Source organism: Blastococcus jejuensis (assembly GCF_039534705.1).
GTDB classification, from domain to species: domain Bacteria; phylum Actinomycetota; class Actinomycetes; order Mycobacteriales; family Geodermatophilaceae; genus Blastococcus_B; species Blastococcus_B jejuensis.
In genome coordinates this window covers 674,494-692,183 of sequence record NZ_BAAAVV010000002.1, presented here as the reverse complement: position 1 = coordinate 692,183, position 17,690 = coordinate 674,494, and the positions used below count along the sequence as shown (strand labels likewise).

Here is a 17,690-nt window from a genome sequence, read left to right as displayed (position 1 = left end):
GTTCTACGGGAGACCGCAGCGAGTCAAGAGCGCCTGTAGATCTTCCGGCCGCTGCACATACATTGGCGCGGGTGAGCGACCGATGGTTCGAGGACTACGTGGTGGGGACGACGGCGGAGCACGGGTCGATCCGCGTGGAGGAGGCCGAACTCGTCGACTTCGCGCAGCGGTTCGATCCGCAGCCGATCCACGTCGACCCGGACGCCGCGGCCGCCGGCCCGTACGGCGGGCTGATCGCCTCCGGCTGGCACACCTGCGCGCTGATGATGCGGCTGTTCGCGCAGGAGTACCTCTCCCCCGCGTCGAGCCTCGGCTCGCCTGGCGTCGACGAGCTGCGCTGGCTGGCCCCGGCTCGGCCGGGTGACGAGCTGACCCTGCGCACGACCGTCCTGGAGGCGCGGCTGTCGCACAGCAAGCCCGACCGGGGCCTGGTGCGCACCCGGATCGAGCTGCTCGGCCCGACGGCCGAGGCGGTGCTCACCATGACCGCGCTCAACCTCGTGCTCACGCGCCCGGCGGGCTGACCTCCACCACGCCGGCCGCTGTCGTCGCACGAGCCGACGCGACGTCGTCAGGTCGGCGAACGGCCGGTGAACAGGCACGATGCCGCCTCCACGATCGTGGTGCCGATGTGCTACTAGGAATTGCGTCTCGTCGAAGGTAGTGTCGACCGACCGCAGTCGCGTTCCCGCCTGCGGGACCGGTCACTGGACGAGACGGTGGTCATGCGCGAAGACGCTCAGCAGAACCGGCTGCGGCTGGTCCGCGCCACCCGCGACGTCGTCGGGCTGGCCGGCTCGACGGACGTCAGCGTCCGCGACATCGCCCGTGCCGCCGAGTGCAGCGTCGCCACGCTGTACCGGCACTTCGACGGCAAGCAGGACCTCGTCGACGCCGTGTCGATCATGCGGTGGTCCCGGATGGAGGAGCTGGCCGCCACCCCCGGCGTCGCGCAGACCCCGGTCGAGCACGTGCTCAGCGTGATCGACACCTACACCCGGATGACCACGCGCGACCACGAATTCATCGTCGGCGCCGGCATCGAGGTCGGGAAGAAGCCGGCCGACCACATCCGAGCGGTCTTCGAGCCGCACTTCGCCCTGTCCTGGGTCCGCGCGCAGGCCTCGGGACACATCCGGCGGACCGCCGATCCGCGGGACGCCATCGACATGGCCGGCGTGATCCGCGACCCCCGCCGGCGCATCCCGATGCTCGCGATGCTCGCCGGCGGCATCTGCACCGACAAGACGGACATCGCGGGCTTCCTCGATCAGGCGGCCGCCCGACGGTAGGAGTGAGAATCCGGCCCCGTTGTCTTCTCACTTGCGAGCGGTCGCCGGCCGGCTGTTGACAACCTCCCGGCCATGCAAGCCGATGTGCTCAGCGTCACTGCCGCCCGGGAGCGCCGGGTAGGGGCCGTCTGATGGCGGACCTCGTCTCGTTCGCCCTCGCCGTCGCCTCCCTGTTCGGGTTCTACGCCCTGCTGGCGCTGAGCCTGGGGATCATCTTCGGCCAGCTCGGCGTCGTGAACGTCGCGCACGGCGAGTTCGTCATGGTCGGCGCGTTCACCATGTACGCGCTCGACGGCGTCCCCTTCCTGCTGCGGCTCGCCGTCGCGGTCGGCATCGGGCTCGTGCTCGGGGTGGTGACCGAGCGGCTGGTGCTCTCCCGGCTCTACGCCCGGGGCTTCCTCGCCACCCTGCTGGCGATGTGGGGCGTCGCGATCGTGCTGCGCCAGGGAGCCGACGCGATCTTCGGTTCCACCCCGGCCTCGGTGCCCGCCCCCATCGAGGGGACCGTGCACGTCCTCGGCGTGGCCTATCCCGCCTACCGCCTGGTCGCGACCGCCGGATGTCTCGTCGTCGTCGGGGTCATGCTGCTGGTGGTCTACCGGACGAGCTTCGGGCTCAAGGTCCGGGCGACCGTCGACAACCGGGAGATGGCCTCGCTGCTCGGCATCCCTCCGGCAGTGATGATGACCGGCGGTTTCGCGATCGGTACGGCGATCGCCGTCCTCGCCGGCGCGATCCAGAGCCCGACGCTCGGGGTCACGCCCCAGATCGGCGCCGCCATGCTGGCGCCGGCCTTCTTCGCCGTGCTCATCGGCCGGCCCGGGTCGCTGCCGGGCTCCATCCTCGGCGCCTTCGTCGTGGCCCTGCTGAGCACGCTGCTGCGCAACAACCTGACCGAGACGGTCGCCCAGTTCGTCCTGTTCGCACTCCTGATCGCCCTGATCGCCCTACGCCCGAACGGCCTCACCTGGAGGAGACCAGCATGGCTCACCCGATCCTCGACCCCCGCAACGGCGCCGGCAGGCGCACGGTGACCCGGGCGCGCGTGGCCGGCGCAGCGGTCGCGAGCAGCCTCCTGCTGCTGACGGCCTGCGGCGGCGCGGTCGCCGAGAGCTCCGGTGGCTCGTCGGACGATCCCTTCACCATCGGCCTCATCGCCCCGATCACCGGGCCGGTGGTCGCCGAGGGCACGGCGATGCAGCGCGGCTTCGACCTGGCCGTGGAGAAGATCAACGCCGAGGGCGGCGTGCTCGGGCAGCCGGTGGAGGTCGTCACGGTCGACGACGAGGCCAACGTCACCAAGTCCACCCAGCTCGCCCAGCGGCTGATCAACCAGGACCAGGTCGACTTCCTGTTCGGCACCATCCCCGGGGACACCGCCGGCGCGGTCGCCCAGGTCTCGAACGAGGCCGGAGTGCCGTTCGCGACGGCGATCATGGGCGATCCGCCGTACTGCGGCGACTACTTCTTCCCGTTCGGCGAGCCCGACCAGACGATGCTCGAGGGGATCGTCCCGCTCATGCTCGAGCAGCACGGGTCCAGCGTCGCCCTCGTCGGCAGCGACTACGTCTTCCCGCGCAGCTTCAACGCGAAGGCCCGGGCGATGATCGAGGCGGCCGGAGGGACAGTCGTGCTCGAGGAGTACTCCCCGCTGGGCACCACCGACTGGCAGCCGGTGGTCGGCAAGATCACCGACGCCGCGCCCGACTGGATCCTGTCGGCGGTGGTCGGTGGGGACGCGGTCGGCCTCGTCACCCAGGCGGACCAGGCCGGGCTGCTGGAGGACACCGGGCTCACCGGCATCAGCCTCATCCAGGACTACTACCCGAGCCTGACGCCCCGCACGGACGGCATGGTGCTCAGCGGCCGCTACTCCGACCAGCTCGAGGGCGAGGCCAACGCCGAGTTCGTGGCCGCCTACCGCGCCGCCTACGACGTCCAGGACCCGATCCCCTCCGTCGCGGCGAACGCCTACGAGGCCGTCCAGGCGATCGCCCGCGCGGTGGAGAAGGCCGGCAGCACCGACGGCGACGCCGTCTCGCAGGCGCTGGCCCAGGAGACCGTGGAGGACGGCGTCTTCGGCGACGGCCACTTCACCGAGGACCACTTCTTCGTCACCGACATGAAGATCTTCCAGATCGGATCCGGCGGCTACGAGCCGATCGAGGAGATCCCCGCCCTCTCCGGTCTCCGGCAGAACACCGCATGCTGAGCGCCGGTCGGCTGACCGCCGCCCGGGTCGAGCGGCGGCACGTCGGCGCCCTGGGAGTGGCCGTGGTGGCACTGGCCGCGGCACCGTTCGTCCTGACCTCCTACCCGCTGTCGCTGCTGACCCTCTCGCTGGCCTACGGCCTGTTCGCGTTCGGGCTGGACCTCGCCTGGGGCCGCGCGGGGGTGATCAGCATCGGCCACGCCGCGTTCTTCGGCGTCGGCGCCTACGGCATCGCGATCGCGGCGAAGCACGACGTGTCACTCCTGCTGGCCGTGCCGGTCACCGTGGTGCTCGCGATGGGCGTGGCGCTGGCCGTCGGCCTCGCCGGCCTGCGCCAGGGCACGTCGCCGTCCACGATGGCCGTGCTGACCCTCGCGCTGACGCTGCTGGTGGACCAGGCCGCTCGCTCCCTGCTCAGCCTGACCAACGGCTCCAACGGCCTGTACGTGGGGTCGGGCGGCATCGTCGGCACCTACTACGACGTGGCGGCCGTGGTCCTCGGGACGGTCACCGTCGTGTGGGTGGTCGCCCTCCGGGGCAGGTTCGGCCGTCGGCTCCTGGCGGTCCGCGTCAACGAGGTCCGCTCGCAACACCTCGGCGTCGATCCGCAGCGGGTGAAGATCACGGCCTTCGTCCTCAGCGCGGCCGTGGCCGCCGTGGCGGGCATGATCGCCGCACCCGTCGTCGGGCTGGTGGCCCCCGGCATGGCGGGCGTGGTCATGTCCACCCAGGTGCTGGTGTTCCTGGCCGTCGGCGGGCGGGGGTCCATCGCCGGCGCCTTCCTCGGCGCCGCCCTGGTCACCATCGGGCAGGAGTACCTCGGGGCCGCGATCGGCAGCTGGTACCTCTTCGTCGTCGGCGTCGTCTTCGTGCTCGTCGTCCGCTTCGCACCCGGTGGGCTCACGGGCCTGGTGACGGCGCGACTCCGGCGCCCGGTCGAGCAGGCCGCCGCCCAGGGGGCGGTCATCCCGGTGCCGGTCGCGGAGCCGACCGGAGCACCGCACCCGCCGCCCGACCGGGCACGCGACGACGGGACGCCGGCGCTGGAGGTCCGCGGGCTGGTCAAGAGCTTCGGCGCGATGCCGGTCATCCGCGGGATCGACCTGACCATCGCGCGGGGCGAGGTGGTGTGCCTCATCGGCCCCAACGGGGCGGGCAAGACCACGCTGCTCAACCTCGTCGCCGGCGACCTGCCGCCGACCGCCGGCCAGATCCTGGTCGACGGGCGGGACGTCACCCACTGGAGCCCGCACCACCGGGCCACCCTCGGCCTGGGCCGGCTGTTCCAGACACCCAGCATCTACCCCGAGCTCACTCCCGCCCAGAACCTGGCCCTCGCCCAGGCGGAGGCGCACCAGTCGGTCCGTCTGCCCGCGGAGCTGAGCCGCTTCGCCGACGTCGACGACGTCCTCACGACGGACCTCTCCCTCGCCGACCAGCGGGCGCTGGAACTGGCCCTCACCATCGCCTGGGGCCCCGAGATCGTCCTGCTCGACGAGCCGGCCGCGGGGCTCTCCCACGCCGACTCCACCCGGCTGGCGCACATCCTCCGGTCGATCAGCAGGGACCTGGGCTGCACCCTCGTCGTCGTCGAGCACGACATGGACATCGTCAAGCAGCTGGGCGACCGCGTGGTCGTCCTGGCCGAGGGCCGGGTGCTCGTCAGCGGGGACATGGACAGCGTGTCCAGCCACGACGAGGTCCGTGCCGCCTACATCGGGGCGGTGTGACGGTGATCAGCCTGCACAACGTGACCGCGGGATACGGCCGGACGCAGATCGTCGACGACGTCAGCGTCGATCTCGCCGACGGCGAGGTCGTCGCCCTCCTCGGGCGCAACGGCATGGGCAAGACCACGCTGCTCCGGGCCCTGTTCGGGCTGTGCGACGTCTTCGCCGGCACCCTGTCGACGGACGACGGCGCACTGCCGATGGGCAGACCGGACGGCCTGGCCCGGTCGGGCCTGTCGTTCATGCCGGACGACCGCGGGGTCTTCGCGAGCCTGACGGTCGAGGAGAACCTGCGTCTGGCGCGGCGGCGCGGCCACACCCCGCCCGTCGACGTCCTCGACGTGTTCCCGGTGCTCCGGCAACGCCTGACCCAGCCGGCCGGCCAGCTCTCCGGTGGCCAGAAGCAGCAGCTCGGCCTGGCGCGGGCGATGCTCGCCGGTGAACGCGCCGTCGTCGTGGACGAGTTCTCCCAGGGGCTGCAGCCCTCCATCGCCACGGCCGCGCTCGAGGCGCTGCGCACCATCGCCGCCACCGGCGTCACCGTGCTGTTGGTCGAGCAGGGCCCCCAGCTCCCGCTCGCCTTCGCCGACCGGGTGCTCGGCATGGTGAAGGGGCGCCTGGTCTTCGACGAGAGCGTCCAGCGGTTGCGCGCGGACCCCGAACCGCTGACGAGCCTCCTCGTCGTCGGTTGACCCGTCATCTCCGAGAGGAAGTACCAGGTGTCCGAAGAACTCTGGCGGTGGTCGGCCGTCCGGACGGCCGACGCCATCAGCACCGGCCTCATCTCCTCGCGCGAGGCCGTGGCCTCGACGCTGGAACGCATCCAGCAGGTCAACCCCGTGGTCAACGCGCTCGCCGAGGTCCTGGCGGACGAGGCGCTCGCCGCCGCCGACGCCGCCGATGCCCGGCGGCGGGCCGGTGAGCACCTCGGCCCCCTGCACGGCGTGCCGGTGACCACGAAGATCAACAGCGATCAGCGCGGGCTGGCCACGACCAACGGCGTGGTGGCGTTCGCGAAGGACGTCGCCGAGGAGGACGCCCCGCACATCGAGAACCTGCGCACCGCCGGCGCGGTCGTCGTCGGGCGGTCCAACACCCCGGCCTTCTCCATCCGGTGGTTCACCGACAACGACCTGCACGGCCGCACGCTCAACCCCTGGGACCCGTCGCGGACGCCGGGCGGCTCCAGCGGGGGCGCCGCCGCCGCGGTGGCGACCGGCATGGGCACGATCGCCCACGGCAACGACATCGGAGGCTCGATCCGCTACCCCGCGGCCAGCTGCGGGGTGGTGGGCCTGCGGCCGACGCCCGGTCGGGTGCCCAGCTGGTACGGCCCTCCGGAGCAGGACCAGCTCCTCGGCGTGCAGACGATGCTCGTCCAGGGCCCGCTGGCCCGTTCCGTGGACGACGTGCGGCTGGGCCTGCGTGCGCTGGCCACCTACAACCCGCGTGATCCCTTCTGCGTCCCCGCCCCGCTGGAGGGCCCGCCGCTCGAGCACCCGCGCCGGGTGGCGGTGCTCCGCGACGTCGGCGTCGCGGCGCTCGACCCCGCCGTCGACGACGCCGTCTCCACGGCCGCTCGGTACTTCGCCGACGCCGGCTACGAGGTGGAGGAAGTGCAGCTCCCGCTCTTCGCCGAGGCCTGGCGGCTGTGGTGGCAGCTGGTCCAGGGGGTCGAGTTCGAGGACCTGGCGCGGGCCATCGACGAGTACGGGGACGAGGCGATCCGCCGGTCGGCGGACAACCAGTTCGCGGTCACCAAGCGGATGCACGGCGACGTCGCGCTGGACGCCTACGTGCGCGGGTACGCGCGCCGCGGAACCCTCGTGCGGGAGCTGCAGGTGTTCCTTCAGCGCTACCCCGTACTGCTGACCCCGGTCTCCGCCGAGCGCACGTTCGAGATCGACGCCGACGTCCGCGACGTCGACCGCATGGAGCAGGTCATCGCGGCGCAGTGGCCGATGATGTCGCTGGCGTTGCTCGGCTTCCCCGGGCTGTCCGTCCCGGTGACCGAGGGCGGTGGTCTGCCGATCGGGGTGCAGCTCGTCGGCCCGAAGTTCCGCGAGGACCTGCTGCTCGACGCCGGACGCGTCATCGAGGCCCGGAACGACGTCGCCACCCCGGTCACCCCCAACTGTTCGTCGGAACCTCGGTGACCCCACGTCTGGTCCGATCCACCACCCACTCCCAGGAGGACGAGCAATGACCGAGCAAGCCCCCGGTACGTCAGCGAACGCCGACCAGCTCTGGCGGTGGTCGGCCACCCGGATCGCCGACGGCATCGCCACCGGACTGATCTCCGCGCGCGAGGCGGTCGAGAGCAGCCTCGCGCGCATCGACGAGGTGAATCCGCAGCTCAACGCCCTCGTCGAGGTCTCCGCCGAGGAGGCCCTCCAGGCTGCCGACGAGGCCGACCGGCTGACCCGGTCCGGCGCACCGCTGGGACCGCTGCACGGCGTCCCGGTGGCCATCAAGGTGAACTCCGACCAGATCGGGCACGCCACGACCAACGGCGTGGTGGCGTTCAAGGACGCCATCGCCACCACCGACAGCCCGCACGTGGCGAGCCTCCGGCAGTCCGGGGCCATCCTGCTCGCGCGCAGCAACACCCCGGCGTTCTCCTACCGGTGGTTCACCAGCAACGACCTGCACGGGCGGACGCTGAATCCCTGGGACGCCACCCGCACTCCCGGCGGGTCGAGCGGGGGCGCCGGTTCCGCCGTCGCATCGGGCATGGTGCCGATCGGCCACGGCAACGACATCGGCGGCTCCGTGCGGCATCCCGCGTACGCGTGCGGCGTCGTGGGCCTGCGGCCGACCGTGGGCCGGGTGGCCGGGCTCTACGGCCCCCCGGACGCCGACCCCGCCCTCTCGGTGCAGTCGATGCTCGTCCAGGGGCCCCTGGCCCGCACCGTCGCCGACATCCGCCTGGCGATGCGTGGGCTGACCGCCCACGACCCCCGAGACCCCTTCCACGTGCCCGGGGCGCCGGCCGCCGCTCCCGCCGAGCGGCCGCTGCGGGTGGCACTGGTCCGGCACCACGGTGTCGCCACGCCGACCGCGGCGGTCGACGACGCCCTGACCCAGGCCGAGGGCTGGCTCACCGACGCCGGCTACGTGGTCGAGGAGGTCGAGCTGCCGCTGCTGGCCGAGGCCTACCGGCTCTGGTACCTGCTGTGCATGGAGGAGTTCCGCCAGATCATGCCGCTGGTCGAGGAGGTCGGCGACGAGGGCATGAAGAAGGCGGCCGAGGGCTACTACGCCGTCTCCTCGGAGTGGTGGGGCACCCAGCCGAGCCTCACCGACTACATGAACGGCTACGCCCGGCGCGGAACCCTCATCCGCATGCTCGGCGAGTTCCTGCAGCGGTACTCCACGGTGCTGCTGCCGGTGTCGGCCGAGCAGGCGTTCGAGCAGGACGCCGACATCGCCAGCATCGACAGCATGCGACGGGTCATGGCCGCCCAGGCGTCGATGATGGCCATCCCCGTCCTCGGCTTCCCCGCGGTGTCGGTGCCCACCGGCATCGCCGGCGGGCTGCCCGTCGGCGTCCAGCTGCTCGGCCGGCGCTTCGACGAGGCCGGCATCCTCGACGCCGCCGCGGTGATCGAGGCCCGGGCGGGCACGTTCACGCCGATCGATCCGCGCTGACCTGGCCGCGGGGGTCACCGTCCCACTGCGGTGACCCCCGCCCTCCTTCAGGGACGAGACCGCGACCGGGGACATGCTGGCCACGGAGGAGTTACGGCCGCTCCAGTCAGGTGGCGCCGCGGTCGATCTGCATCACGACGGCCTTGGGCTCGGTGAAGAACTCGCGGCTGAAGTTCCCGCCTTCGCGCCCGACCCCCGAATCGCCGACGCCGCCGAACGGCGTGCGCAGGTCGCGGATGAAGAAGCAGTTCACCCACACCGTGCCGGCCCGGAGCCGGGAGGCGACGCGGTGCGCCCGCGACAGGTTCTCGGTGAAGAGCATCGCGTTGAGCCCGTAGCGCGTGTCGTTGGCCAGCGCCACGACCTCCGCCTCGGAGTCGAACCGGTTGACCACGCAGACGGGACCGAAGATCTCCTCGCAGTACGCCGGAGCGGTCAGCGGCAGGTCGGTGATGATCGTGGGCCGCACCAGCCAGCGGCCGCCCTCGTCGACGCCGCCGGTGACGATCTTGCCGCCGTCGAGCCCGACCCCGTCGACGTAGGACGAGACCTTCTCGAAGTGCTTCCGGCTCGCGAGGCTCGAGAACCGGGTCCGAGGGTCGAAGGGGGCGCCGATGGTCAGCGCCTCGGCTGCCGCGGTGAAGCGCGCCATGAACTCGTCGTAGATGCCCGAGGCGACGAACAGCCGAGAGCCGGCCAGGCAGATCTGCCCTGAGTTGCGGAAGATCGCCTCCACCGCCCAGTGGACCGCGTTGTCCAGGTCGGCGTCCTCGAACACGATGTTGGCGCCCTTGCCACCCAGCTCCAGGGAGACCGGGGCCAGGTGGGCGGCTGCCGACGCCATCACCAGCCGCCCGGTCGTCGACGAGCCGGTGAACGTGACCCGGTCGACCCGGTCGTCGGCAGTGAGCGAGGACCCGGCCGGCGTCCCGTGGCCGTTGAGCACGTTGAGCACACCGGGCGGCAGGCCGGCCTCGATCGCGAGCCGGCCGAGGAGCGTCACCGAGGCCGGGGTGTCCTCCGAGGGCTTGATGATGCAGGTGTTGCCCCAGGCGATCGCGGGCGCGATCTTCCACGTCGCCATCATCAGCGGGAAGTTCCAGGGGCTGATCGCCGCGACCACTCCCGCGGGGCCGTACTCGCTGTAGGAGTGGTGCCCGGAGTCCATCGGGTAGACCTCGCCGCAGGAGTCGCGCTGGTGGTCGGCGAAGAACCGGAAGTTCCACACCGACCGCGCGACGTCGTGCTTGGCCTGCGCGAACGGCTTGGCCATGTTCGTCGTGTCCAGCGTCGCGAGGTCGTCCGCGCGCTGCTCCATGAGATCGGCGAGCCGGTGGATCGCGGCCGCCCGCTCCGCCCGGCCCATCCGCGGCCACGGCCCCTCGTCGAAGGCACGCCGGGAGCTCGCCACCGCCCGGGCGGCGTCCTCGGGGCCGCCCTCGGCCGCCTCCGCCCACACCTGCTGGGTCCACGGGTTCCACACGTCGAAACGACCGCCGTCGACCGACTCGACCTCCTCCCCGTCGACCACGTGGCCGAAGAACTGCCGATCGCTCACGGCGTGCCTGCCCGTCGTTCGGCGATGGTCACGTCGCCGGCGGCCCAGTGCGTCGCCGGGACCTCGCGGACCACCACGCGCACCGACTCCACGGGGGCGTCCACGGCCTCGACGGCCGCCCGGGTCAGGCCGGCGATCAGCGCCCGGAGCTGCTCGGCGCTGCGCCCCTCGACCATGGTCACCTCGATGAGCGGCATCGCGTCAGCCCTCCCCGCCGTTGAGGAAGACCGAGCCCAGGTGCGTGAAGTGGAACCCGACCGAGGTGCCCGGCGGCACGAAGACCGCGTCGGTCATCCCGCCGGTGAGGACGATCCAGCCGGCCTCGATCGCGTGGCCGCGACGGGCGAGGTCGTTCGCGGCCAGGGCCAGGGCCTCCCCGGGGTGACCCTGGACGGCCGCCCCGGTGGCCGAGTCCACGACGACGCCGTCGACCTCGACGAGCGCGGCCTCCAGGGAGAGGTCGAGGTCCGACGGCGGCAGCCCGACCGGCCCGGTGACGAACGCCGCGGACGATGCGTTGTCGGCCGCGACGTCGCCGGCGGTGAACCGGAAGTCCTGGAAACGGCTGTCGATGACCTCGGCCCCGCCCCACACCGAGGCGACGGCCGACATCGCCCGGGCGCAGGTCACCCCTGGTCCCTCGAGCCGCTCCCCCATGAGGAAGACGATCTCCGGCTCCACGCGGGGATGGATGAGACGCGACTGGGGCACCGGGTCGCCCACCGGCAGGACCATCGCGTCGGTGAGCCAGGCGACGAAGGGGAAGTGCACGCCCATGCGCTGCTGCTTCGCGCGGCTGGTGAGCCCCAGCTTGACGCCGATCAGCTTCTCCCCACGGTCGAGCCGCGTCCGGAGGTTGAGGTCCTGGATCGCGTAACCGGTGTCGAGGTCCAGGTCGGGCCACTCGTCGGTGAACGGGGGCCGCTCGAGGCGCTGGTCCTCGCAGCGCAGCAGCTCGGCTGCGACCGACTCGACGTCCCAGCCGCCGGCCGGCGCCGGGGCCGGTGTCGCACTCCCGACCGCCATCACCTGGCCCCCGCCCCGGCGAGGTCGCCCAGCTCCTGCTCCTGGGCCAGCTGGACGGCGACGTCGATGATCATGTCCTCCTGGCCGCCGACGTAGCCGAGCTCGCCGACCCTCTGGAGGATGGCGTGCGCCGGGACGCCGTACCGCTCCGCCGCCCGCTCCGCGTGGAGCAGGAAGGACGAATAGACCCCGGCGTACCCCTGGGTGATCGACGCCCGGTCCATCCACGGCAGCCGCGGGATGAACGGGCGGACGACCTCCTCGGCGGCCGACAGCACCTCGCCGAGGTCGACGCCCGTGCGGATCCCCATCCGCTCGAAGGTCGCGGCCAGCACCTCGGTCGGTGAGTTGCCGGCGCCGGCGCCCAGGGCGCAGAGCGCCCCGTCGATCTGCCGGGCGCCCGCCTGGTAGGCGAGCACGGAGTTGGCGACGCCGAGGCTCAGGTTCTGGTGGCCGTGGAAGCCGACCTGCGCGCCGTCCCGCCCGATCTCGTCGATCACCGCCTCGACCCGGGCCTGCGCGTCGGACAGCACCAGGGCCCCCGCGGAGTCGACCACGTAGACGCACTGGGCGCCGGCGTCGACCATGATCCGGGCCTGCTGCGCCATGACCTCGGGCGTCGCCCGGTGCGCGAGCATCAGGAAGCCGACCGTCTCCATCCCCAGCGCCCGGGCCTCGCCGAAGTGCTGGATCGACACGTCCGCCTCGGTGCAGTGCGTCGCGATCCGCGCCACGGAGGCCCCGACCGCGTGCGCCCGCTGCAGGTCGTGCACCGTCGCCAGGCCGGGGAGCATCAGGATGGCGATCTTCGCGCGGGTGGCCTCGTCGACCGCGGCCGCGATCAGGTCGAACTCGTCGACCCGGCTGAAGCCGTAGTTGAAGCTCGAGCCCCCCAGGCCGTCGCCGTGACTCACCTCGATCACCTGCACGCCCGCCCGGTCCAGCGCGGAGACGACGCCGCGGACCTGTTCCTCGGTGTACTGGTGGCTCATCGCGTGCGAGCCGTCCCGCAGGGTGGAGTCGGTGATCCGGAGGTCGGTCGGCCCGCCCGCGCCGGGCGTGTGCTCGAGCACCTCGCTCTCGGTGACCTCCCGCCCCACCACCGGGACGTCGTCGGGTCGGATGGTCATGTCAGCCATGGTGGTCAGACACCTGCTCTCGCGGGGGTGGGGTCCTCGACGTCACCGAGGTCGGCGGAGGTCTTCCACGAGGTCTGGATCCCGAGGCGATGGGCCACCAGCAGGTCGCCCACCCGGGCCGCCGCGGCCGTGATGATGTCGAGGTTGCCGGCGTAGTCCGGCAGGTAGTCGCCCCGCCCCTTGACCTCGATCGGGACGAACACCCGGGCCTGGCCGCGCCACGCGTCTCTCGCCGGGTCGAACTGGGGATCGGCACGCAGGTGGTACCCGGGCACGTACTCCTGGACCGTGCGCACCATGGCGTGGATGGACTCCAGGATCCGGTCCTGGAGGTCGCCGGGCTCGGCGGCCTCGGCCGGGATGGCGCAGAACACCGTGTTGCGCATCATCAGCGGTGGTTCGACCGGGTTCAGGATGATGATCGCCTTGCCCCGCTGCGCGCCTCCCACCGCCTCGACCGCGGCCGCCGTCGTCTCGGTGAACTCGTCGATGTTCGCCCGCGTCCCCGGGCCCGCGGACCGGCTCGAGACCGAGGCGACGATCTCGGCGTACGGCACCGGGACCACGGACGAGACCGCGTGGACCATCGGCACGGTGGCCTGGCCCCCGCACGTGATCATGTTGACGTTGGGCGCGTCGAGGTTGAACGAGAGGTTGACCGGGGGGCAGAGGTAGGGGCCGACCGCCGCCGGGGTGAGGTCGACGGCGACGATGCCGGCCTCGGCGTACCGGGGCGCGTTGGCCTGGTGCGCCTTCGCCGAGGTGGCCTCGAAGACGATGTCGGGCAGCTCGTCCTGGGCGAGCAGCCAGTCGACCCCCTCGGCGCTCGCCTCGAGGCCGATGCGGGCGGCGCGGCGCAGTCCGTCGGAATCCGGGTCCACTCCGACCATGAACCGCGGCTCGATGATGTCGCTGCGGCGCCTCAACTTGAACATGAGGTCCGTACCGATGTTGCCGGATCCGACGATCGCCGCCGTGCCCTTCCGTCCGCTCATCTGACGTCCTCTCGATCGGTGGCGAACCGGGCGGTCACCGAGCCCAGTCCGCCGAAGGTCGCGGTGATGGTGTCGCCGGCGGCGACCGGGACCATGGCGCACACCGAGCCGGGCAGGATGACGTGCCCCGCCTCGAGCGTCACGCCGCGGGCGCCCACGGTGTTGGCCAGCCAGACCAGGGAGGTGATCGGCGAGCCGAGGACGGCGCCCCCTGCGCCCGTGCCGACCACGGCCCCGTTGCGGGTCATCACTGCGCCGGTGAGCCGCAGGTTCACCGCGCCGAGGTCGGTCGGGGTCGAGCCGAGGACGACGGCGCCGGAGCTGGCGTTGTCGGCGATCGTGTCGAGCAGGCCGATCTTCCATGCCTCGATGCGGCTGTCGACGATCTCCAGCGCGGGAAGGACGAAGTCGACCGCGGCGATGGCCTCGTGCACCGTGACGCCCGGACCGCGCAGCGGCTTCGCCAGGACGAACGCCACCTCGGGCTCGATCCGGGGCTGGAGGAACCGGCCGAGCGGGATCGGCGCGTGCTCGAGGTGGAAGAAGTCGTCGAGCAGGTGGCCGTAGTCGGGCTCGCCGACGCCGAGGAGGCGCTGCATGGCCGCGCTGGTCAGCCCGACCTTGTGCCCCTTCACCACGCGTCCCGCGGCGACGAGCTCCTCGATCTGCAGCAGCTGGATCGCGTAGGCGTCCTCGAGCGTCAGGTCGTCGTAGGTCGAGGTGAGCGGTGGGATCGGCTTACCGGTGCCGTATGCGTCGAGCAGCCGACGGGCGACCTCGACCCGGGTCATCGGGTCCACGGGACCTCCTCCTCAGGGCGACCGCGGCCGGTGCCGGTCACAGCTTCAGCTCGAGCCGGGCACAGGTCGGGCGCGAGACGCAGATCAGCATGCGGTCCATGGCGGCCTGCTCCTTCTTGGTGAGCACGAGGTCGCGGTGGTCGACGGTGCCCGTGACGATGGGGGTGATGCACGAGCCGCAGATCCCGTCGCGGCAGTCGTTCTCCACCTCGACGCCGAGCGCGAGAACCTTCTCGAGGATGTTGGTCTCCGGGGGCAGTCGGAGCGTGTGACCGCTCTCGGTCAGGACGAGCTCGTAGGCGTCGGCGTCCATCGGCGACGCCGGCTCCGCCTCGACTCCGGTGCGGCTGAACAGCTCGAACCGGACGACGTCCTGGTCCGGACCGCGCACCGCGTCCGCCGCCGTCTGCACCGCTCTGAGGAGCCCGACCGGTCCGCAGACGTAGACCAGACCTCCCTCGGGCAGGGACCGGACGATGCCGTCCAGGTCGGGGCGTCCCTCGACGTCCTCGGCCAGGAACGTGCAGCACTCCCCCAGCTCCGCCAGGCGTCTGCGGAACGCCATCGACGCGGCGGTGCGCCCGCCGTAGGTCAGTGTGAACGGCCGCCCCTCGCGGGCCAGCTGCTCGGCCATCGCCATGATGGGCGTGATCCCGATCCCGCCCGCGACGAGGGCGTACGCCCCGGCGTCCTCGAGGAGGAAGTGGTTCTTGGGCCGGGTGACCAGCAGCCGGTCCCCCACCCGCAGCTCGTCGTGGATGTAGGTGGAGCCACCGCGCGACTCGGGCTCGCGCAGCACCGCGATCTGCCACGAAGACCGGTCGGCGGGGTCTCCGCACAGCGAGTACTGGCGGGTGGTGCCGTCGGGCACGTAGACGTCGATGTGGGCGCCGGGCTCCCACGCGGGCAGCGGATCCTCGCTCTCGATGCGGGCCAGCCGCACCGACACCACGGCGTCGGCCTCCCAGGTCATCTGGACGACCCGCAGTTCACGCTGCTCAACCATGCGGTTCCTCCTCCGGGAGGCCGAGCAGGATCCGGACGGCGTCGAAGCCCGCGTCGGGCACGGCGGGGTCGAACCACACCGACGGGATGCCGAGGGCCTGCGCGCCCCGGATGTTGGTCATCTGGTCGTCGAGGAACACCATGTCGACGAAGTCGACGCCGAGCCGGTCGGCGAGGATCTCGTACAGCCGCCGATCCGGCTTGAGGTAGCCCTCGACGGAGCCGTCGACGAGGACGTCGACGTCGCCCACGATCTCGATCTCGTCGACCCACTCCTGCGAGTGGAAGGCCCGCAGGTCGTTGGTGAGGATCGCGACGGGGTGGCCCGCGGCCCGCGCATCACGGATCAGGGTCCGGGCCTGCTCCCGCACCAGCTGCGGTCGGGCGGGCTCGTAGAGGTGCGCCATCATCGCCGAGATGTCGGGGCCGGACCCGCCGGCGCCGTGCCACTCCCGCGCCCGGTGCGCCCAGTACGCCCGCTCGGTGATCCGGCCCTCCTGGAGTGCGGTCCAGTCGAGGTCGGGCGCCGCGACCGTCGCCAGCGGCCCGCGGCCGAACAGCAGCTCGTGAACGGGGGTGCCGCGACGGTCACCGACGAGTTCGAACGGCGTCAGCAGCACCGGACCGCCGAAGTCCAGGACGAGCGCGCGGGCACCCACTAGTGCTCCGGTTCCTCGATGACCGCCCGGTCGAACAGCACCACGTTGCCCGTCCACCGGCAGGCCGGGCACCAGGTGAGGAAGACCCGGTCGGAGCCGCTCCACCACTCCGAGACCAGCCCTCTCTCCAGCGACGCGGCGCACATCGGGCAGTGCTTCGGGCGGTCCAGGAGGTGGCGGGCCGCGTCCGAGGCGAACCAGTCGCCGGGCGGTGGCAGCCGGTGCGGATCGGGTGGCAGCGTGGGCATGGACCCGTGGTGGGCCGCCCGCCCCGCCGTCTCGTTCAGGTCAGGCACCGGAGCCGGCCTTCTCCCGCGCCGCGGCCGCCTCGTGGTGGAGGGCGAGCAACTGCTCCCGGATCGGGCTGTACCGCATGGACCCGCCGTTGATCCACTGGTCGACGAAGGCCGTGCCGGCACCGAACTTGTCCTTCTCGCAGGGCAGGTGGATGACGTCGTGCTTCACCCGGACGACACCCGGCGGGTCCTCGCCGTCCTCGACCGCCGCCATGGCCTCCTTGAACATCTTCCGGAGCATCGCGACGCCCTGGTCCGAACGCCCGAGGTGCTCCTGCGAGCGGTCGGTGATGGCACCCTGGGAGACCCACGCCATCACGTCCTGGCCCTCGACGTAGTCGGTGATGAACTCGCCGTTCTCGTCACGGAACGGGAACTCGTACACGACCGGCCGGTCCTGCTTCTCCCACTGCCCGGCTTCCGGGTGGTGCAGGGTGTAGAAGAGCTTCCACGTCGTCGTGTCGTCGATCGGCACGCGGATCTGCATCTGGTCGATCCACATCCCGCCGACCCGCATCCCGTACGGGAACATCAGCGGGTGGCCGATGGCCCAGTCGTCGTCACCCTCGCCGTGTCCCTCGAGCACGCGGCGCTTGATGATCCCGTACTCGAACTCGTCGAAGGCCACCTTGATGTGCCTCTTCTGGAACGACTTCGGCGCATCGAACCCTTGCGTCTGACCGAGGAACTCGAAGTAGTAGCCGTGCAGCCACTCGACGTGGTGCGGGTCGACCGAGTTCTCCATGATCTGCAGCCAGTTGCACGGCAGGGTCGCCGTGCCGACCTCGCGGACGCCGTCGAGGACGTAGACGTCGAACCGCGGCAACTCCGGTACGGGGGCGGGGCCGACGTAGACCCACACCATCCCGCCCATGACCTGCGCGGAGCCCGCCTTGGCCTTGATCTTGTCCCGGAACGTCGTGTTGTCGTTCTCGGCCGGCTGCTCGACGCACTGACCGTCGAAGTCGTACTTCCAGCCGTGGTACCCGCAGCGGATGCCGTCCTCGTGCACCACGCCGTAGGTCAAGGACGCCCGGCGGTGCGGGCAGGACTCGCCGATGATGCCGTACCGACCGGACGGCGTCTTGTACAGCGTCCAGTCCTCCCCCAGCAGCCGAACGGTCTTGCTGGGCTTGGTGTCGAAGTCCTGCTCGAACGCGATGGGATACCAGTAGCGCCGCAGGAGCTCGCCCATCCTCGTGCCGGGGCCGACGCTGGTCAGCTCCTCGTTCTGCTCCACGGTGAGCATCTGGTTGTTCTCCTTCGTCTGCGTGTGCTGGACGGTCAGGAGGTCCCCGCGACACGTGCGGTCGCGGGGATCTCGGGT

18 protein-coding genes are annotated in these 17,690 nt (G+C 71.8%); 8 read left to right on the top strand and 10 right to left on the bottom strand.

The window, feature by feature from the left end; all coding sequences use genetic code 11:
• Positions 1-71: 71 nt before the first annotated feature.
• The 8 genes from ABD644_RS07015 (at position 72) to ABD644_RS06980 (ending at position 8,885) form a co-directional block, all read left to right on the top strand.
• Positions 72-524 carry a MaoC family dehydratase gene (locus ABD644_RS07015; RefSeq protein WP_344687994.1) on the top strand — a complete coding sequence of 151 codons (453 nt, stop codon included), beginning with the start codon at positions 72-74 and terminating at the stop codon, positions 522-524.
• Positions 525-725: 201 nt separating this feature from the next.
• On the top strand, positions 726-1,292 hold the full coding sequence (locus ABD644_RS07010; protein WP_344687993.1) for a TetR/AcrR family transcriptional regulator: 567 nt from the start codon (positions 726-728) through the stop codon (positions 1,290-1,292).
• A 131-nt stretch (positions 1,293-1,423) separates the two neighbouring features.
• Entirely contained in the window at positions 1,424-2,326 is a 903-nt protein-coding gene (locus ABD644_RS07005) for a branched-chain amino acid ABC transporter permease (RefSeq protein WP_344687992.1), read from the top strand.
• A complete protein-coding gene (locus tag ABD644_RS07000) occupies positions 2,275-3,504 on the top strand; it encodes an ABC transporter substrate-binding protein (protein ID WP_344687991.1) in 1,230 nt (409 codons plus the stop codon). Before ABD644_RS07005 ends, ABD644_RS07000 begins: the two co-directional genes overlap by 52 nt.
• Positions 3,498-5,234: a branched-chain amino acid ABC transporter ATP-binding protein/permease gene (locus ABD644_RS06995; protein WP_344687990.1), complete on the top strand. Its 1,737-nt coding sequence runs from the start codon at positions 3,498-3,500 to the stop codon at positions 5,232-5,234. Before ABD644_RS07000 ends, ABD644_RS06995 begins: the two co-directional genes overlap by 7 nt.
• 20 nt (positions 5,235-5,254) lie before the next feature.
• Positions 5,255-5,926 carry an ABC transporter ATP-binding protein gene (locus tag ABD644_RS06990; protein ID WP_344687989.1) on the top strand — a complete coding sequence of 224 codons (672 nt, stop codon included), beginning with the start codon at positions 5,255-5,257 and terminating at the stop codon, positions 5,924-5,926.
• Positions 5,927-5,953: 27 nt separating this feature from the next.
• Complete coding sequence (locus ABD644_RS06985) at positions 5,954-7,390, top strand: amidase family protein (protein ID WP_344687987.1); 1,437 nt, start codon at positions 5,954-5,956, stop codon at positions 7,388-7,390.
• Positions 7,391-7,436: 46 nt separating this feature from the next.
• Positions 7,437-8,885: an amidase family protein gene (locus ABD644_RS06980; RefSeq protein ID WP_344687986.1), complete on the top strand. Its 1,449-nt coding sequence runs from the start codon at positions 7,437-7,439 to the stop codon at positions 8,883-8,885.
• A gap of 106 nt (positions 8,886-8,991) precedes the next feature.
• Here the strand turns inward: ABD644_RS06980 and ABD644_RS06975 are convergent, their stop codons facing one another.
• The 10 genes from ABD644_RS06975 to ABD644_RS06930 are packed head-to-tail and all read right to left on the bottom strand — an operon-like array spanning position 8,992 to position 17,612.
• Positions 8,992-10,443: an aldehyde dehydrogenase gene (locus tag ABD644_RS06975; RefSeq protein WP_344687985.1), complete on the bottom strand. Its 1,452-nt coding sequence runs from the start codon at positions 10,441-10,443 to the stop codon at positions 8,992-8,994.
• On the bottom strand, positions 10,440-10,640 hold the full coding sequence (locus tag ABD644_RS06970; RefSeq protein ID WP_344687984.1) for a tautomerase family protein: 201 nt from the start codon (positions 10,638-10,640) through the stop codon (positions 10,440-10,442). The genes ABD644_RS06975 and ABD644_RS06970 overlap by 4 nt, the downstream gene beginning before the upstream one ends.
• A 4-nt stretch (positions 10,641-10,644) precedes the next feature.
• Complete coding sequence (locus ABD644_RS06965) at positions 10,645-11,469, bottom strand: 2-keto-4-pentenoate hydratase (RefSeq protein WP_344687983.1); 825 nt, start codon at positions 11,467-11,469, stop codon at positions 10,645-10,647.
• A complete protein-coding gene (dmpG, locus tag ABD644_RS06960; RefSeq protein WP_344687982.1) occupies positions 11,469-12,599 on the bottom strand; it encodes a 4-hydroxy-2-oxovalerate aldolase in 1,131 nt (376 codons plus the stop codon). The genes ABD644_RS06965 and dmpG overlap by 1 nt, the downstream gene beginning before the upstream one ends.
• Positions 12,600-12,613: 14 nt before the next feature.
• The gene (locus ABD644_RS06955) at positions 12,614-13,603 is read right to left on the bottom strand and encodes an acetaldehyde dehydrogenase (acetylating) (RefSeq protein WP_344687981.1); all 990 of its coding nucleotides are present in this window, start codon (positions 13,601-13,603) and stop codon (positions 12,614-12,616) included.
• Positions 13,600-14,394, bottom strand: a complete 795-nt coding sequence (locus ABD644_RS06950) for a 2-keto-4-pentenoate hydratase (protein ID WP_344688025.1) — start codon at positions 14,392-14,394, stop codon at positions 13,600-13,602. Before ABD644_RS06950 ends, ABD644_RS06955 begins: the two co-directional genes overlap by 4 nt.
• A 46-nt stretch (positions 14,395-14,440) precedes the next feature.
• The gene (locus ABD644_RS06945; RefSeq protein ID WP_344687980.1) at positions 14,441-15,409 is read right to left on the bottom strand and encodes a PDR/VanB family oxidoreductase; all 969 of its coding nucleotides are present in this window, start codon (positions 15,407-15,409) and stop codon (positions 14,441-14,443) included.
• Positions 15,402-16,067: an HAD-IA family hydrolase gene (locus ABD644_RS06940; RefSeq protein ID WP_344687979.1), complete on the bottom strand. Its 666-nt coding sequence runs from the start codon at positions 16,065-16,067 to the stop codon at positions 15,402-15,404. The genes ABD644_RS06945 and ABD644_RS06940 overlap by 8 nt, the downstream gene beginning before the upstream one ends.
• Entirely contained in the window at positions 16,067-16,363 is a 297-nt protein-coding gene (locus tag ABD644_RS06935; RefSeq protein ID WP_344687977.1) for a hypothetical protein, read from the bottom strand. The genes ABD644_RS06940 and ABD644_RS06935 overlap by 1 nt, the downstream gene beginning before the upstream one ends.
• The gene (locus ABD644_RS06930) at positions 16,356-17,612 is read right to left on the bottom strand and encodes a Rieske 2Fe-2S domain-containing protein (RefSeq protein ID WP_344687976.1); all 1,257 of its coding nucleotides are present in this window, start codon (positions 17,610-17,612) and stop codon (positions 16,356-16,358) included. The genes ABD644_RS06935 and ABD644_RS06930 overlap by 8 nt, the downstream gene beginning before the upstream one ends.
• Positions 17,613-17,690: the final 78 nt, after the last annotated feature.

Excerpts from the sequence above, each read along its gene's own strand:
- ABD644_RS07010 (WP_344687993.1), top strand. The coding sequence starts at position 726 with ATGCGCGAAGACGCTCAGCAGAACCGGCTGCGGCTGGTCCGCGCCACC.
- ABD644_RS07005 (WP_344687992.1), top strand. The coding sequence starts at position 1,424 with ATGGCGGACCTCGTCTCGTTCGCCCTCGCCGTCGCCTCCCTGTTCGGG.
- ABD644_RS07000 (WP_344687991.1), top strand. The coding sequence starts at position 2,275 with ATGGCTCACCCGATCCTCGACCCCCGCAACGGCGCCGGCAGGCGCACG.
- ABD644_RS06995 (WP_344687990.1), top strand. The coding sequence starts at position 3,498 with ATGCTGAGCGCCGGTCGGCTGACCGCCGCCCGGGTCGAGCGGCGGCAC.
- ABD644_RS06980 (WP_344687986.1), top strand. The coding sequence starts at position 7,437 with ATGACCGAGCAAGCCCCCGGTACGTCAGCGAACGCCGACCAGCTCTGG.
- ABD644_RS06970 (WP_344687984.1), bottom strand. The coding sequence starts at position 10,640 with ATGCCGCTCATCGAGGTGACCATGGTCGAGGGGCGCAGCGCCGAGCAG.
- ABD644_RS06965 (WP_344687983.1), bottom strand. The coding sequence starts at position 11,469 with ATGGCGGTCGGGAGTGCGACACCGGCCCCGGCGCCGGCCGGCGGCTGG.
- dmpG (WP_344687982.1), bottom strand. The coding sequence starts at position 12,599 with ATGACCATCCGACCCGACGACGTCCCGGTGGTGGGGCGGGAGGTCACC.
- ABD644_RS06955 (WP_344687981.1), bottom strand. The coding sequence starts at position 13,603 with ATGAGCGGACGGAAGGGCACGGCGGCGATCGTCGGATCCGGCAACATC.
- ABD644_RS06950 (WP_344688025.1), bottom strand. The coding sequence starts at position 14,394 with ATGACCCGGGTCGAGGTCGCCCGTCGGCTGCTCGACGCATACGGCACC.
- ABD644_RS06945 (WP_344687980.1), bottom strand. The coding sequence starts at position 15,409 with ATGGTTGAGCAGCGTGAACTGCGGGTCGTCCAGATGACCTGGGAGGCC.
- ABD644_RS06930 (WP_344687976.1), bottom strand. The coding sequence starts at position 17,612 with ATGCTCACCGTGGAGCAGAACGAGGAGCTGACCAGCGTCGGCCCCGGC.